At 69.8% G+C, this 17,915-nt stretch carries 1 protein-coding gene; it reads right to left on the bottom strand.

What is annotated here, in order from left to right; genetic code table 11:
- Positions 1–3: 3 nt before the first annotated feature.
- Positions 4–17,871, bottom strand: coding sequence for a non-ribosomal peptide synthetase (locus KALB_RS19480; RefSeq protein WP_025357392.1), 17,868 nt, complete (start codon positions 17,869–17,871; stop codon positions 4–6).
- Between the last annotated feature and the right edge of the window lie 44 nt (positions 17,872–17,915).

The raw sequence follows: 17,915 nt of genomic DNA, 5'->3' as shown, positions 1-17,915 counted from the left end.
GTCTCACACTTCCTGGTCGTCGGCGTCGCCGAGGGCAACTCGTTCCAGTTCCAGCAGGACCTTCTCCTCGATCAGCTCCGCGAGTGCCGAGACCGTTCTGGTGGTCAACACGTCCTTGGGCGTCAGCTCGATGTCGAAGGCGGTCCTGGCCATCGAGGTGATGTGCAGGCTGCGCACGGAGTCGCCGCCGAGGTCGAAGAAGTTGTCCTCGACACCGACCCGGTCCAGGTGCAGCACCTCGGCCCAGATCTCGGCGAGCACCTGCTCGGTGTCGGTCCGCGGGGCCGCGTACCCGGCGCCGGGCAGGTCGGTGGAAGCCGGTTCGGGCAGCGCGCGCCGGTCCAGCTTTCCGTTGGGCGTCAAGGGAAGTGCCGTCAGCGTGACGAACGCGGCGGGCACCATGTGCTCGGGCAGGCTGGTGGCGGTGTGCGCACGCAGCTCCGGCGCACCGGCCGTCACCACGTAGGCCACCAGCCGCCGGAGGCCGGGCTGGTCCTCGCGGACGATCACCGCCGCGTCGGCGACCTCGGGGTGTCGGCGCAGCACCGCCTCGACCTCACCCAGCTCCACCCGGAACCCGCGGACCTTGACCTGGTCGTCGGCCCGCCCCACGAACTCCAACTGCCCGTCCGCCGTGCGCCGCGCGAGGTCGCCGGTGCGGTACATCCGGGTGCCCGCCGGGCCGAACGGATGGGCCAGGAACCGTTCGGCGGTCAGCCCCGGCCGGTCCAGGTACCCCCGGGCCAAGCCCTCGCCCGCGACGTACAGCTCCCCGACGGCACCGAGCGGCACCGGCCGCAACTGGTCGTCGAGCAGGTGCACACCGGTGTTCCAGATCGGGCGGCCGATCGGCGGCACGGCCCCGGGCACCAGCGGATCGCTCCAAGCCGCCACCACAGTCGACTCGGTGGGGCCGTACGCGTTGATCATGGCGCGCCCCGGTGCCCACCGGTCGACCAGTTCAGCCGGGCAGGCCTCGCCGCCCACCACGAGCGTGCGCAGCGCGGGCAGGTCGACCTCGGGCACGGTGGCCATGGCGACCGGCGGGATCAGCGCGTGCGTCACCTGCCTGGCGGCCAGCACCGCGGCGAGGTGCTCGCCCAGCAGCGGCCCCGGGGGCGGCACGACCAGCGCGGCACCGGCGGGCAGGGACATGCACAGTTCCAGGACCGAGGCGTCGAAGCTCGGTGAGGAGAACTGGAGTACCCGGTCCCCCGGCCGCACGTCGAAGTGCGCGACCTCCGCCGCCGAGAAACCGGCCAGCCCCGCGTGGCTGACCATCACGCCCTTGGGCTGCCCGGACGAGCCGGAGGTGTAGATCACGTACGCCGGGTTGGCCAGCCGCGCACGCGGTTCGACCGGCCGCGTGTCCGACGCACCGGTCAGGTCCCCGGGGCGCAGCACCAGCGCGGGTTTCGCGTCCTCCACCATGAAGGCGATGCGCTCCGCCGGGTACGCGGGGTCGACCGGCAGGTAGGCGGCGCCTGCCTTGAGCACGGCCAGTTGCGCGACCACGATCTCCACCGAGCGGGGCAGCAGCAACGCGACGACCTGCTCCGGCCCGACGCCCTTGGCGATCAGCTCACGGGCCAGGGCGTTGGCTCGCGCGTCCAGTTCGGCGAAGGTCAGCTCGACCTCGTCGGAGAGCACCGCCACCGCGTCCGGCGTGCGTTCGGCCTGTGCCTGCACCAGTTCGGGCAGGGTGGCCGGGGCGACGGGATGCTCGGTGGCGTTGAGCTCGACCACCAGGTGATCGCGTTCCGCCTGGGTCAGGATGTCGCACTGCCCCAGCCTCGGGTTGTCGACGATCACCGTCAGGGCACGGACGAGGTGGTCGGTCATCCGCTCGACCGTCGCGAGGTCGAACAGGTCGGGGTCGTGGCCCAGGCCCAGCGACAGCCGCCGCCCCGGTGCCGCCACCACGGTGAGCGGGTAGTTGGTGGTCTCCAACGCCTGCAACTCGCGCAGCGCCAACTCGTTCGTGCTGTCCACCGGGTAGTTCTCAAACACGACGATGCTGTCGAACAGCGCCACACCGCCCTCGACCCCGCTCCAGGACTGCACCTTCGCCAACGGCACGTGCTCGAACCGCCGCGCGTCGGCCTGTGCGTCCTGCAACCGGGACAGCCAGCTCACGGCGTCCGCGGTGTCGCCCACGCGCACCTTGACCGGCAGGGTGTTGATGAAGATCCCGGTGATGTCGTCGGCGCCGGGCAGGTCCACGGGTCGGCCGGACACGGTGGAGCCGAAGCAGACCTGCCGCTGACCGCTGTACCGGGACAGCACGAGCGCCCACGCGCCCTGCACCACGGCGTTCACGGTCAGCCGATGGCGCCTGGCGAACTCGTTGAGCCGCTGGGTGGCCTGCTCGGTCAGTTCGGCGGAGTGCCACCGCGCGGAGCCGGTGCCGTGCGCGCTGCCCGGCCTGCGGTCGAACGGCAGCGGCGTCGGTTCGGTGACGTCGAGAAGTTCCTGGCGCCAGTACTGTTCCGCCTGCCACTCGTCCTGACCGTGCAGCCACTTCACGTAGTCGCTGAACGGACGCCGGTTGGGCAGCACCGGTTCGGTGCCCGCGCGCAGCGCCGTGTAGCTGGTGACCACGTCGGAGAGCACCTGGAACACGCTCCAGCCGTCCAGCAGCACGTGGTGGAACGTCCACAGCACCTGCACCTCCTGGGCAGGCAGCCGGGCCAGGTTGATCCGCAGCAGCGGCGCGGCGGCCAGGTCGATGCGCACGCCCCGGTCCTGGTCGAGCAGTGCCGCCAGCGCGGCAGCCCGGTCGGCCTCCCGCCAGTCGTGGTAGGTCACCGGCACGGTCACCGCCCGGTTGACCACCTGGAGCGGCTGGTCCACTCCCTCCCACACGATGTGCCCGCGCAGCACGGGCGTGCGGTCCACCACGTGCTGCCACGCACGTCCGAGCAGCTCGGGATCGGGCACCCCGCCGAGCACGAAGCTGACCTGCTCGAAGTAGACTCCTTGCTGCTGCTGGGAAACGCTGTGGAACACCATCCCGGCCTGCATGGGCGTGAGCGGGTGTACGTCCTCAATGGACTTGCCGTTCCCAGCGATCCGGTCCACCTGGTGCTGCGCCAGACCGGCCAACGGGAAGTCGCTCGGCGTGCGGCCCCCAGCGGTGGGCTCGGCGCAGTGCCGGATGATCTGCCGCAGCGCCTCGGTCAGCTTCCCGGCGAGCGCTTCCACGGTGCTCCTGCGGTGCAGGTCCGGCGAGTGGTACCAGGCCAGTTCCAGCTGTCCGTCGACCACCTGGCCGACGACCTCCAACTGATGGGCCCGAACCTGCTCCGGGCTGACGCTCGATCCCAGGCCGCCGCCGCTGGCGAACTGCCCCAGGTAGTTGAAACTGATCAGCGGCTGGATCGCCGGGGCGGTGCCGGTCAGGTAGCGCAGTGCGCCGTACCCGATGCCGCGGCGTGGAATGCCGCGCAACTGCTCCTTGACCGCCTTCAACCGCGCGCCCCAGTCGCCGCCCGCGGCGTCCAGTGCCACGGGGAAGATGCTGGTGAACCAGCCCACGGTCCGGGACAGGTCCACGTCCTCGAACAGGTCCTCCCGGCCGTGGCCCTCCAGGTCCACCAGTACGCGGCTCTGCCCGGTCCACTCCCCCACCACGCGGCCCAGCGCGCTCAGCAGCACGTCGTTGATCTGCGTCCGGTACACGCCCGGAACCTGGTGCAGCAGGGCGTGCGTCTCGGCCGAGTCCAGCCGTGCGGTCACCGCACTGGTCGTCCGGACCAGGTTCGGGCCGTGGCCGTCAGTGGGCAGCATCGGTTCGACGTCACGAACTTGTTGCCAGTGAGGCAGTTCGTCGTCAAAGCCACCGGCGTGTGCGTGCTCGGCCAGCCTGTTCGCCCACTCGCGGAACGAGGTCGTCTTCGCCAACAGCGGACGCTGATGGTAAGCGGATTCCAGGTCCTCCAACAGGATTCGCCAGGACACACCGTCGACCACCAGGTGGTGCACGGTCAGCAGCACCACGTTGGGCGCGATCACCTCCGCCCTGAGCAACGGACCTGCCGCCAGGTCGAAGGTGGCATCCGCGAGCGGATCGGCCTGGTCGGTGGCGGCGTTGTACTGGCGCCAACTGCCGTCGACCAGCTCGAAGCGCATGCGCAGCGCGTCGTGGTGTGCAATCACGGTGCCGAGCGCGCGCCGCAGTGCGGGCACGTTCACCGGGTCGGGCCACTCGATCCGCATCGACTGGTCGAAGTGCTCCGGACTATCCGGGTTCGGGTCCAGGAACCAGTGCTGCACCGGCGTTAGCGGAACCGCACCCGTCACTGCCCCCTGCTCCGCAGTGGTCATGGCGGCCTTGGTGGCGTTGACGGCCAGGTCCGCCACCGTCTGGTGGGCGAACAAGTCGCGCGGCGTGAGGTTCAGCCCTGCCTGGCGGGCCCTGGACACGACCTGGATGCTCAGGATCGAATCCCCACCCAGCTCAAAGAAGTTGTCCTCCACCCCGACCCGAGACACGCCGAGGACCTCGGCCCAGATCTCGGCGAGCACCCGCTCGGCCTCGGTACGCGGAGCCACGAAACCGGCAGCCGACTCCCACTCCGGCACCGGCAACGCCCGCCGATCCAACTTCCCGTTACTACTCAACGGCAATGCATCGAGCGCGACAAAGGCGGCAGGCACCATGTAGTCAGGCAACCGGTGCTTGAGCCATTCACGCAGATCCGCCGACCCGGTGGTCACGACATAGGCAACCAGGCGTTTGCGGCCACCCTCCTCGTTGACCACCACAACGGCCTCAACCACTTCAGGATGAGCAGCCAGCGCGACCTCGACCTCACCCAACTCGATCCGGAACCCCCGAATCTTCACCTGATCATCAACCCGACCCACGAACTCCACCACACCAGTCGGCAACCACCGCACCACATCACCAGTGCGATACATCCGCCCACCGAACGGACACGCGATGAACCGCTCAGCTGTCAGACCGGGTCGCCCGATGTAGCCGCGCGACACTCCATTGCCAGCGATGAACAACTCACCGGCGATACCTGGCGCGACTGGCCTCAGATCGTCATCCAGTACGTAGACCCGCATGTTGTCCAACGGGCGCCCGATCGGCACCACATCCGGCACATCCTCCACAGTCGACATCGCAAACGACGTAGCGAACGTCGTCGTCTCCGTCGGGCCATAACCATCCACCACCGTCAACCCCGGATTCACCGCCAACACCCGACGAACCGCAGCAGCCGGAACAACATCACCACCCGTCCACACCCACGACAACCCCGCAAAACACCCCGGCGACTCCTGCGCCAACAACCGAAACAACCCAGCCGTCAACCACAACCCCGACACACCACACCCCACCGCCCACCGCACCACACCCGCATCCACACCACCCAACGGCGCAACAACAACCCGACCACCACCCAACAACGGCACCCACAACTCAAACGTCGACGCATCAAACGCCACCGCCGAATGCAACAACACCACACCACACCGCTCAAACCCAGAATCCAACGCCAAACCCACCACATCACACTGCCGAACCCCCACACCCTTCGGCACACCCGTCGACCCCGACGTAAACATCACATACGCCAAACTCCCACCATGAACCCGAACCACCGGAGACGTCTCGGGCTCGTCCAGCTCGGCGGACACGACCAAGCAAGGTCCACTGTGGACGTCGTTCGCAAGGGATTCCCGTGCTGTGTCGACCAGCGTGGCCACAGCCCCGGACTCGGCCAGCACGAGAGCGATTCGATCAGCAGGAGCCCTCAGGTCCACCGGCACGTAGGCAGCACCGGCCTTGACCACGGCCAGTTCGGCCACGACGAGGTCCGCCGAGCGCTCCACCAGCACGCCCACCCGGTCCTCCGGCCGCACGCCGAGCCGGATCAACCGGTGCGCCACCTGATTCGCCCTGCGGTCCAGTTCAGCGTAGCTGAGGGTCGAGCCCTCGGTGACCACTGCCTCCGCGTCCGGGGTCCGGCGCACCTGCTCCTCGAACAGGCTCGCCAGCGTGCCTGCCGGGAGCGGCCGTTCGGTGTCGTTCCACTCGTACAACACCTGGTGCCGCTCGGCAGGGGTGAGCAGCGTGAGGTCACCGACCAGTCCGTCCGGGGCCGCACTGATGCCGTCGAGCAGCATTTCCAGGTGCTGGGCGATCCTGCGCACAGTGGCGGCGTCGAACAACGACGGGTCGTAGTCGAAGGACACCGACAGCCGCGAACCAGGCGCGACCACCACGCTGAGCGGGTAGTTGGTCGGTTCGAGGTCACGCACCGCGTGCATGCCCATCCCGTGTTCGGCGATCGCGTCCTCGTCGAACGGGTAGTTCTCGAAGACCAGGATGCTGTCGAACAGCGGGCCGCCTGCCCAGTTCTGCAACTGTGCCAAGGAGACGAAGTCGAAGCCGCGCGACTCCACCTGCGCCTGTTGCAGTTCGGCCAGCCACCCGGACACTGTCTGTCCACGTTGGACTATGATGCGGGTGGGCACCGTGTTGATGAACATGCCGACCATGGATTCGACCCCGGGCAGGTCGGCGGGGCGCCCGGACACCGTGGTGCCGAACACCACCTCGCTCTCGCCGCTGTGCTGGGACAGCAACAGTCCCCAAGCGCCCTGCACCACGGTGTTCACGGTCAGCCCGAGCCCTTGGGCGACCTCCCTCAGCCGAGCGGACACCGTGCTGTCCAGTTCGACCTCCACGCTCGCGGAGGACCGCGCGCGGTGCGCCTCGACGGGTTGCCGGTCGAAGGGCAACGGGGTCGGCGCCGCGAACCCGGCGAGCGCTTCGCGCCAGTAGCGCTCGGCCTCGGACCCGTCCTGCTCGTCGAGCCAGCGCAGGTACTCGCGGAAAGGCGGCCGGTACCCGGAGGAGACCGGGCGGCCGGTGGTGATCGCCGCGTACTGCTCGCACACCTCGCCGAACACCTGTGCTGCGCTCCAGCCGTCGAGCAGCACGTGGTGGAAGGTCCACACCAGCAGCACTTCCCCGGCCGCCAGCCGGGCGATGCTGACCCGGACCAGTGGCGCGGCAGCCAGGTCAAAGCCCGCCGCCCGGTCCCGGTCGAGCAGTTCCCGCAGCAGTGGCGGCCATTCCTGACCGGTCCAGTCCAAGTGGGTGACCGGCAACTCGACCTGGCGCTGCACCACCTGCACCGGCTCGGCCAAGCCCTCCCAGAGGATTCGGCTGCGCAGCACCGGGTTCCGGTCCAGCACCCGCTGCCACGCGGTGCCGAGCGCCACCGGGTCGGTGACCCCGGTCAACCGGAGTTGCACCTGGTTGAAGTACGCGCCCGAGGAACCGTCCACCAGGCTGTGGAACACCATCCCGGCCTGCATCGGGGTCAGCGGGTACAGGTCCTCGACCGCCCGTCCGCCGCCGACGAGCCCGTCCAGCACCGCCTGGTCCAGCCGTGCCAGCGGGAAGTCACTCGGTGTGCGACCACCGACACCGGGCAGCGCACAGTGCGCGATGATCTCGCTGAGCGCCCGCACCACCCGATCGGCGAGCTGCCGCACAGTTGCCTCGGCGTGCACAGCCGTGGAGTAATGCCAAGTCAGTTCGAGCTGCTTGCGTTCCACCTTGCCCACCACGTCCAGCAGGTGCGGCCGGAGCTGCCCGGGAGCCGCCGACCCGCCAAGGCCCTCCGCGAGCGGTCGGAACAGGGCGCTGTCCCACTCGAACTGGCCGAGATAGTTGAAGCTGACCTGGGGCTGGATCGCCGGGGCGGCCCCGGTCAGGTACCGCAGCGCGCCGTAGCCGATGCCACGCCGTGGCACACCGCGGAGCTGTTCCTTGACCGACTTGAGCCTGCTCCCCCAGTCCGCCGCGGCCACGTCGAGCGCCACCGGGAAGACGCTGGTGAACCAGCCCACCGTCCGGGACAGGTCGACCCCGTCGAACAGGTCCTCCCGGCCATGGCCCTCCAGGTCCACCAGCACCCGGCTCTGCCCGGTCCACTCCGCCAGCGCGAGCCCGAGTGCACTGAGCAGCACGTCGTTGACCTGCGTCCGGTACACGCCCGGAACCTGGTGCAACAGGGCGTGCGTCTCGGCAGAGTCCAGCCGCACGGTCAACGAACTGGTGGAGCCCATCGTGTTCGTGCCCTCGGCGTCGACCGGGATCTTCGTGGCCCCGCTGATCGCCTGCCAGTGTGGCAACTCGTCCTCGAAGCCACCGGCCTGCGCGTGCTCGACCAGCCTGTTCGCCCACTCGCGGAACGAGGTCGTCTTCGCCGACAGGGGCTGCTGCCGGTAAGTGGTCTCCAGGTCCTCCAACAGGATTCGCCACGACACACCGTCGACCACCAGGTGGTGTACCGCGATGAACAGTTCGGACCCGTGCAGTGACGCCCAGATCAGTGGCCCATCAGCGAGGTCTACCGGCATCGAGCCGTCCAGCACCTGCGTGGGGTGGACCGGTGCGTTGTGCTGCGACCACCCATGCTCGTTGTGCTGGAACCGCATCCGCAGCGCGTCATGCTGGGTGAGCAGTTGCTCGAACGCGTTCCGCAGTGCGGGCACGTCCGGTTGCTCGGTGAGTTCCAGCAGCATCGACTGGTAGAAGTGCTCTGGCTGCACCGGGTTCGGGTCCAGGAACCAGTGCTGTACCGGCGTCAGCGGAACCGCACCCGTCACCGGCCGCTGCTCGGCTGCGATCTCCGCCGCCACGGTCGCGTTGGCCGCGAGCCCGGCGACGGTCGGGTGGCTGAACACATCACCGGGCATCAGTCCGAGCCCTGCCTGGCGGGCCCTGGACACGACCTGGATGCTCAGGATCGAATCCCCACCCAGCTCGAAGAAGTTGTCCTCCACCCCGACCCGAGACACGCCCAGCACCTCGGCCCAGATGTCGGCGAGCACCCGCTCGGCCTCGGTACGCGGAGCCACGAACCCAGCAGCCGACTCCCACTCCGGCACCGGCAACGCCCGCCGATCCAACTTCCCGTTAGCACTCAACGGCAACGCCTCAAGCGTGACAAAGGCAGCAGGCACCATGTAGTCCGGCAGACGGCCCGCCAGGTACGCCCGGAGATCCGCCGACCCGGTGGTCACGACATAGGCCACCAGCCGCTTGCGGCCACCTTCCTCGTTGACCACCACGACCGCCTCAACCACCGCAGGATGAGCAGCCAGCGCGACCTCAACCTCACCCAACTCGATCCGGAAACCCCGAATCTTCACCTGATCATCAACCCGACCCACGAACTCCACCACACCACTGGGCAACCACCGCACCACATCACCAGTGCGATACATCCGCCCACCAGGAACACCGAACGGACAGGCCACAAACCGCTCAGCAGTCAGTCCAGGCAATCCCACATAACCACGAGCCACACCGCTACCCGCGATGAACAACTCACCGCACGCCCCCGGCGGCACAGGAAGCAGATCGGCGTCCAGCACGTAGACCCGCATGTTGTCCAACGGGCGCCCAATCGGCACCACATCCGGCACATCCTCCACAGTCGACATCGCAAACGACGTAGCGAACGTCGTCGTCTCCGTCGGGCCATAACCATCCACCACCGTCAACCCCGGATTCACCGCCAACACCCGACGAACCGCAGCAGCCGGAACAACATCACCACCCGTCCACACCCACGACAACCCCGCAAAACACCCCGGCGACTCCTGCGCCAACAACCGAAACAACCCAGCCGTCAACCACAACCCCGACACACCACACCCCACCGCCCACCGCACCACACCCGCATCCACACCACCCAACGGCGCAACAACAACCCGACCACCACCCAACAACGGCACCCACAACTCAAACGTCGACGCATCAAACGCCACCGCCGAATGCAACAACACCACACCACACCGCTCAAACCCAGAATCCAACGCCAAACCCACCACATCACACTGCCGAACCCCCACACCCTTCGGCACACCCGTCGACCCCGACGTAAACATCACATACGCCAAACTCCCACCATGAACCCGAACCACGGGGCAGGTGTCCGCGACCCCGTCGTCCACCACGAGCACAAGTCCACTGTGGACCTCCCGTGCCCTGTCGGCCCGCTTCTCGTCGGTGACCAGCACCGACACTCCAGCGAGCTGCGACCGGATCCGGTCGGCTGGCGACCGCACGTCCACCGGCAGGTACCCGCCACCTGCCTTGAGCACAGCCAGTTGCGCGACCACGAGTTCCAGCGAGCGGTCCACCAGCAGGCCGACCGCCTGCTCGGGCCGTACGCCGAGAGCGATCAGCCTGTGCGCCAGGTGGTTGGACCGGCGATCCAGTTCGCGGTAGCTCAGCGAACCGGCGTCGCTCTCCACGGCGACGGCATCCGGGACGCGACGCACCTGCTCGGCGAAGCGCTGCACGATCGTGTCGGCGGGCACCTCCCGCGCGGTGTCGTTCCACTCCACCAGGACCCGACGCTGTTCGCCACCGGTGAGCATGTTCACCCGCCCCAGCGGGCGATCCAGGTCGCAGGCCATCTCGGTCAGCAGCACCCGCAGGTGCACGGCGAGCTGCTGGATCGTGCCCGCGTCGAACAGCGCGGGGTCGTAGCCGAAGGAGAGCGACAGCCGTTCGCCAGGAACGGCCACCACGCTCAGGGGGTAGTCGGTGGTCTCCACTCCGCGCAGCTCGCGAAGTTCCAGCCCGAACTCGGCGGCGGCCGCATCGTTGATCGGGTAGTTCTCGAAGACCAGGATGCTGTCGAACAGCTTGCCGCCGTTGAGGTTCTGCAACCGGGACAAGGGGACGTGCTCGAACCGCCGGGACTGGGCCTGCCCCTGCTGGAGATCCCTCAGCCAGCCGAGCAGATTGGCACGAGCATCCACAGTGGCCAGAACCGGCAGCGTGGTGATGAACATGCCGGTGATCTCCCCCGCGCCAGCCAGCTCCGAAGGCCGACCCGAAACCGTGGTGCCGAAGCAGACCGAGCGCTGGCCGCTGTACCGGGACAGCAGCAGCGCCCAGGCGCCCTGGACCACCGTGTTCAGGGTCAACCCGTGGCCCTGCGCCACCTCGCGCAGCCGGGCAGCGGGCAGCTCGACCTCGATCCGCGCGGTCGACTCGACGCGGTGATCGGCCAGCGGTGTGCGGTCGTAGGGCAGCGCCGTGCTCTCCACCCCGTCGGCGAGCACACCGCGCCAGTACAGCTCGGCGGCCTGCTGATCCTGCCCGGCCAGCCAGTGCAGGTAGTCGCGGAACGGCCGCCGGGCGGGCAACGTGGGCTTCGCGCCACGGTCGAGTGCCGCGTGGCTGGTGAACACGTCGGACAGCACCTGGAACAGGCTCCACCCGTCCAGCACCAGGTGGTGGAAGGTCCACAGGACCTGCACCTCGGTGCTGGACAGCCTGGCCAGCACGAGCCGCATCAGGGGCGCGGTGGTCAGGTCGAGCCCGGCGAGCCGGTCCTCCGCCACCAGTGCGGCGAGTTCCGCGCGCCGCTCTTCCTCGGGCAGCGAGGACCAGTCCCGGTGCCGCACGGGCAGCTCAACCTGGCGTCGCACCAACTGGACAGGCTCGTCCACGCCCTCCCAGACGACCTCGCTGCGCAAAGCCGGAGTGCGGTCCAGCACGTGTTGCCACGCCTGGACGAGCACCGCCGAGTCGGTGACCCCGCCGAGCACGAAGGTCAACTGCTGGAGGTAGGCGCCCTGCCCGTCCCGGGACAGCCGATGCACCAGCATCCCGCTCTGCGTGGGCGTCAACGGGTACACGTCCTCGACGGCCCGGCCATCCCCGACAATCCGGTCCACGGCGGCCTGGTCCAGGCTCGTCAGCGGGAAGTCAGAGGGCGTGCGGCCACCCGAGCCCGGCTGCGCGCAGTGGCTGATGATCGCTCGCAGCACCCCGGTCAGGTTCCCGGCCAAGGCGTCGATGGTCTCGGCGTTGTGCAGGCGGTCGGAGTAGAGCCAGGTGAACTCCAGGCAGCCCCGGTCGACCCGGCCGATCACCTCCACCTGGTGCGGCCGGACCGCGTCGGGACTCTGCGACAGGTCCAGTTCCCGGGCCAGGCCGTCGTACAGACCGGTCGACAGGTCGAACTGGCCGAGGTAGTTGAAGCTGACCGCGGGCCGCACCTCAGGCGCCGCACCGTGCAGGTAGTGCAGCGCACCGTAGGACAACCCCCGCTCGGGGACGGCACGCAGCTGTTCCTTCACGGCTTTGAGCGCGCTGCCCCAGTCCTTGTGAGTCATCTCCAGCGCGACCGGGAAGATGCTGGTGAACCAGCCCACCGTCCGGGACAGGTCGACCCCGTCGAACAAGTCCTCGCGGCCGTGCCCCTCCACCTGCACCAGCACGCGCTCGCGCCCGGTCCAGTCGCGGAGCACCCCGCCCAGCGCGGTGAGCAGCACGTCGTTGACCTGGGTCCGGTACACGCCGGGAACCTGGTGGAGCAACGCCTCCGTCTCCTCGGCCGTCAGCCGGACCGAGACCGAACGCGTGGACCCGGCGAGGTTGGGTCCGGTGCCGTCCAGCGGCACCGTGTTGTCACACTCGGCGGTTGCCCGCCAGTGGTCCAGGCCAGTGGACTCGTGCTGCGTCAGCCGCCGCGACCACTCCTGGCAGGATGTCGTCCGCCTGCCCAGTTGGACCGCCTGGCCCCGTACCGCCTGGCGGTAGGCGTTTTCCAGGTCCGCCAACAGGATGCGCCAGGACACTCCGTCCACCACGAGGTGGTGCACGGCCAGGGACAGCACCTCGGGCTCGACCAGCACAGCGCTGATCAGCGGCCCGGTGGCCAGGTCGAACTCCTGGTGCCGCCGGTGCAGCACCTCGACCGGCTCGAACGGCGGGACGACCTGCCGCCAGCCGGAACCGGTCCGTTCGAACCGCGTCCGCAGCGCGTCGTGCTGCCGCACCAGCGCGGTCAACGCCGTCCGCAGCGCCGCCTCGTCCGGCTCCTCGGTCAGACGTACCGCGAGCGTCTGGACGAACTGCTCGGGCCGCTCCGGCTCGGCGTCCAGGTACCAGTGCTGCACCGGGCTCAGTGGCACGTCACCGGTGACCGGTCCCTCGGGCGCCCGCTGGTCGGCGGCCGGTACGGCCACCGGCGCGAGCCCGGCGATCGTGGGATGCAGGAACACGTCCTTGGACAGCAGCCGCAGACCCGCCTCGTGCGCCCTGGACACGACCTGGATGCTCAGGATCGAATCCCCGCCCAGCTCGAAGAAGTTGTCCTCAACGCCCACCTGCGGCAGGCCGAGCACCTTGGCCCAGATGTCGGCAAGAACCCGTTCCACTTCGGTGCGCGGCGCCACGTGACCGGCGCGGGTGTCCGCGGCCCAGTCCGGAGCTGGCAGCGCACGCCGGTCCAGTTTCCCGTTGGGGTTGAGCGGAAGCCGGTCCAGCAGCACGAACGCCGATGGCACCATGTGATCCGGCAGCGTCTGGCCGAGAAAGCCGCGCAGCCCGGCGGAGTCCGGTCGGGCACCCGGCGTGGCCACCAGGTAGGCGACCAGCCGCTTGTGCCCGGACTCCTCCTGCCTGGCCACGGCGACGGCCTCGGCCACCTCCCCATGCCGCAGCAGGGCGTTCTCCACCTCGCCCAGCTCGATCCGGAACCCGCGGATCTTGACCTGCTGGTCGGCGCGGCCGAGGTAGTCCAGCTCGCCCTCAGCGGTCCAGCGCACCACGTCCCCGGTGCGGTACATGCGTGCCCCCGGCGCACCGAACGGGTCGGCGACGAACCGTTGCGCGGTCAGGCCCGGCCGGTCGAGGTAGCCGCGGGCCAGCGACAGGCCGCCCAGGTGCAGCTCGCCGGGTACCCCGGGCGGCACCGGGCGCAGGCCGCCGTCGAGCACGTACGCGCGGGTGGTGCCCAGCGGGCGGCCGATCGGCGGGTTCCGGTCCAGGTCGGCGCCGTCGGAGTACCAGGCGGTGGCGTACACGGTGGCCTCGGTCGGGCCGTAGATGTTGGCGATCCTGCTGCCGGGCAGGGCTGCGCGGATCTCCCGCACGGCGCGGGCGGTCAGCGCCTCGCCGGCCAGCACGATCGTGTCCGGTGCGACCGACACGGTGCCCTGCGCCAGCAACGTGGCGAAGGCCGAGGGAACGCCGCTGACCAGGCTGGCCGGCCACTCGGTGCCGGGGCGCTCGCCCAGCGCCAGCACGTCGCGCACCAGCTCGACCCGACCGCCGCACATCAGCGGGCAGAACAGCTCGAACACGGACACGTCGAAGTTCAGCGAGGTGGAGGCCACCACCTGGGCGAGTCCGGTGGCGCCGAACTCCTTGACGGCCCAGGCAACCAGGCCCACCGCGCTGCGATGCGCGACGACGACACCCTTGGGCTTCCCAGTCGACCCCGAGGTGTAGATGACGTAGGCCGGGTTGTCCGGTCGCAGCCCGACCTCGCCCAGATCCCCGTCGCAACGGTCGTCCAGCACCTGTTCGTCCACGGCCAGCCTCGGCACACCGTCCACGGCTGCCAGCCCGTCGCTGGTGGTCAACAGTAGTACGGGCCGGGAATCCGCCAGCATCACGGCGATCCGGTCCGCCGGGTACCTCGGGTCCACCGGCAGGTAGCCCGAACCCGACTTGAGCACCGCGAGCAGCGCCACCAGCAGGTCCGCGGTGCGCGGCATCGCCAGCGCGACGAACCGTTCCGGGCCAGCACCGAGTTCGACCAGCAGCCGCGCCAACCTGTTCGCACGCCGGTTGAGCTCCACATAGGTCAGTTCCCGGCCCTCGCACAGCACTGCGACCGCGTGCGGAGTCCGCCGCACCTGCTCCTCGAACAACCGGGGCAGCGTTGTCGACGGCGCGATCAGGCCGGTGCCGTTCCAGTCGGTGAGCACCTGGCGCAGCCCGGCGCCGTCGAGCAGCGGCAGTTCGCCGACCGTTCGGTGCGGGTCGGCGGCGATCCCCGCCAGCAGGGTCAGCAGGTGACCAGTCATCCGCTCGATCGTGGACGGGTCGAACAGGTCGGTGTTGTACTCCACGGCCACCGCCAGCGAGTCCCCGCGCGGCAGGAACTCGACCACCAGGTCGAACCGGCTCCTCGGGCGGGGCAGGTCCTGCTCGCCGATCCGCAGGTCGCCGACCTGCCCGGGGTGAACCATCCGTGGTTGCAGCACCACCAAGGCCTGCACGAGCGGGGTGCGGCTGGGGTCGCGCTCCGGTTGCACCGCGTCCACGACCTGGTCGAACGGCAGCTCACCGTAGGCGAACGCCTCCAGCACGGTTTCCCTGACCTCACCAAGGAATTCGCTGAAGGGACGCGCCGGGTCCACCCACGACCGCAGCACCAGGGTGTTGACGAAGAAGCCGACCACCTGTTCCAGCTCGGCGTGCCCCCGGCCGGAGACCGCGGTACCGACAGCGAGGTCCTGCTGGCCGCTATAGCGCGCCAGCAACACCTTCACGGCCGCGGTGAGCGTCATGAACAGGGTCGCGCCCTGCTCCTGGCCGAGCTCGGCGAGTCGGCGGACGAGGTCCGCAGGCAGCTCGCGGCGGTGGACCGCACCGGCTGTGCTGCGCAGCTGCGGCCGGGGCCGGTCGGTGGGCAGCTCCAGCGGCCCCAGACCGGCGAGCTTGCGCCGCCAGTACAGCAACTGCCGCTCACGCAGCCGGGCGTCCAGGTGTTCCCGCTGCCAGCGCGCGTAATCCGGGTACTGCAAGGACAAGGTCGGCGGGTGGGCACCGGTGTAGCGCGCGATCAGCTCGTCGACGAGCAGGCCGACGGACCAGCCGTCGGTGACGATGTGGTGCTGCGCCAACAACAGCACGTGGTCCTCGGCGGCCAACCGGACCAGCAGCACCCTGGTGAGCGGGCCTGCGGTCAGGTCGAAGGGCAGGTCGAGCTCGTCGGCGAGCACCTGGTCCAGCACCGAATCGTCCACAACGGACAGTTCGCGCAGCGGGATCGTCGGGTGCTCAGCAATCAGCTGCACCGGTTGCCCGTCAACGGTGTCGAACGTGGTGCGCAGGGAGGCGTGCTGTTCGGTGAGGCCGTGCAACGCGGTACGCAGCGCCTCGACGTTCAGCGGGCCGGACAGCCTGAGCCCGATGCCGGTGTTGTACTCGGTGCTGCCGGGAGTCAGCTCGTGCAGCAGCCAGAGCCGGTGCTGCGTCGGCGAGAGCGGGAGCTGCCCGCCGTGCGGTGTGGCGACGATCCGTTCACCTGAACTGGCCGCGGGCTTCGGGGGCAGCAGTTCTGCCAGCCCCGCAACGGTTCTGACGTCGAACACAGCTCTCGGCGACAGGGCCACGCCGAACTCGGACCGCACCCTGGACAGCAGCCGGGCGCCGAGCACGGAGTCCCCGCCCAGCTCGAAAAAGTCCTCGTCCACGCCGATCCCGGTCACGCCGAGCAGGTCGGACCAGATCCGCGCCAGCGCCCGCTCACCCTCTGTGCGCGGGGCCAGCCACCCCGTCCCGCGCCATTCCGGCGCGGGTAGCGCTTTCCGGTCAAGCTTCCCGTTCGGGCTCAGCGGCAGGGCGTCGAGCCGCACCACGGCCGCGGGCACCATGTACTCCGGCAACTGGGCCGCCAGCGCGGCGCGGAGCCCGGCTGGGTCGACCGTGCCGGGCGCCACCACGTAGGCCACCAGCCGTTTGACCCCAGGCTGATCCTCCCTGGCGATCACCACGGCGTCCCCGATCTCGGCGCGGGCCCGCAACAACGCCTCGATCTCACCGGGCTCGACCCGGAAGCCGCGGATCTTCACCTGGTGGTCGGCCCGGCCGACGAACTCCAGTTCGCCCCCGGCGGTCCACCGGACCACGTCCCCCGTGCGGTACATCCGCGACCCCGCCGCACCGAACGGGTCGGCCACGAACCGGTCGGTGGTCAGCCCGGGCCGCGCCAGGTAGCCGCGGGCCAGTCCGCAACCGGCCACGTGCAGTTCGCCCGCGACCCCCGGCGGCACCGGACGCAGGTCGGGGCCCAGCACGTACACCCTGGTGTTCCAGATCGGCCCACCGATGGTCACCGGTTCGCCGGGCACCAGCGGACGGCTCCAGGTGGCCACCACGGTGGACTCGGTCGGACCGTAGGAGTTGATCATCCGACGGCCCGGTGCCCAGCGCCGCACCAGCTCCGGGGTGCAGGCGTCCCCGCCGACCACCAGGGTCCGCAGGTACGGCAGCGGCGTGCTCGGCAGGGTCGCCAGGGCAGCCGGCGGGATCAGTGCGTGCGTCACCCGGTGCTCGGTGAGCACCTCGGCCAGGTGCTCACCGAGCAGGGGCCCGCGCGGCGGCACGACCAGGGCCGCACCGAGCGGGAGGGACATGCACAGTTCCAGGATCGAGGCGTCGAAGCTGGGTGAGGAGAACTCCAGCACCCGGTCGCCGGGCCGCACCTGGTACCGGTCCTCCTCCGCGGCCGAGAAGCTGGCCAGCCCGGCGTGCGGCACCAGCACGCCCTTGGGCCGCCCGGTGGAGCCCGAGGTGTAGATCAGGTACGCCGGGTGCGCGGGCAGCAGCGGCCCCAGCCGGTCGGCGTCGGTCGGGTCGTGCTCGGGGCCGTCGACCGGGTCCTCGAGCAGGACCGGCGTGCTGCACGGCAGCGAAGCGGCGAACTCGGCGCTGGTCACCACCAGCACCGGCGCGGCGTCCGCCAGCATGAACGCGATGCGGTCGGCCGGGTAGTCCGGATCGACGGGCAGGAAGGCGGCCCCGGTCTTGGTCACGGCCAACTGCGCGGTGACCAGTCCCGCGGACCTGGGCAGGGCCAGCGCCACGACGCGTTCCGGTCCGGCGCCGAGGGCGATCAGCCGATGCGCCAACAGGTTCGCCCGGGTGTTGAGCTCGGTGAAGCTCAACACGCCGTCCACGCCCACCAGCGCCGGGGCCTGCGGGGTGCGTGCGACCTGGCGCTGCACCAGCTCGGGCAGGACCGCCGGGGGCACCGGCCGGTCGGTCGCGTTCCACTGGTCGTGCGGAGCCATCGCTCTCGAACCTTTCGGGCGCAAATGATCGCCAGGGCTCGCCT

Source organism: Kutzneria viridogrisea DSM 43870 (assembly GCF_000525635.1).
GTDB lineage: Bacteria > Actinomycetota > Actinomycetes > Mycobacteriales > Pseudonocardiaceae > Kutzneria > Kutzneria viridogrisea.
Note: the sequence above shows the minus strand (reverse complement) of the source record. Positions and strands in the feature narration are given on the sequence as shown.

Excerpts from the sequence above, each read along its gene's own strand:
- KALB_RS19480 (WP_025357392.1), bottom strand. The coding sequence starts at position 17,871 with ATGGCTCCGCACGACCAGTGGAACGCGACCGACCGGCCGGTGCCCCCG.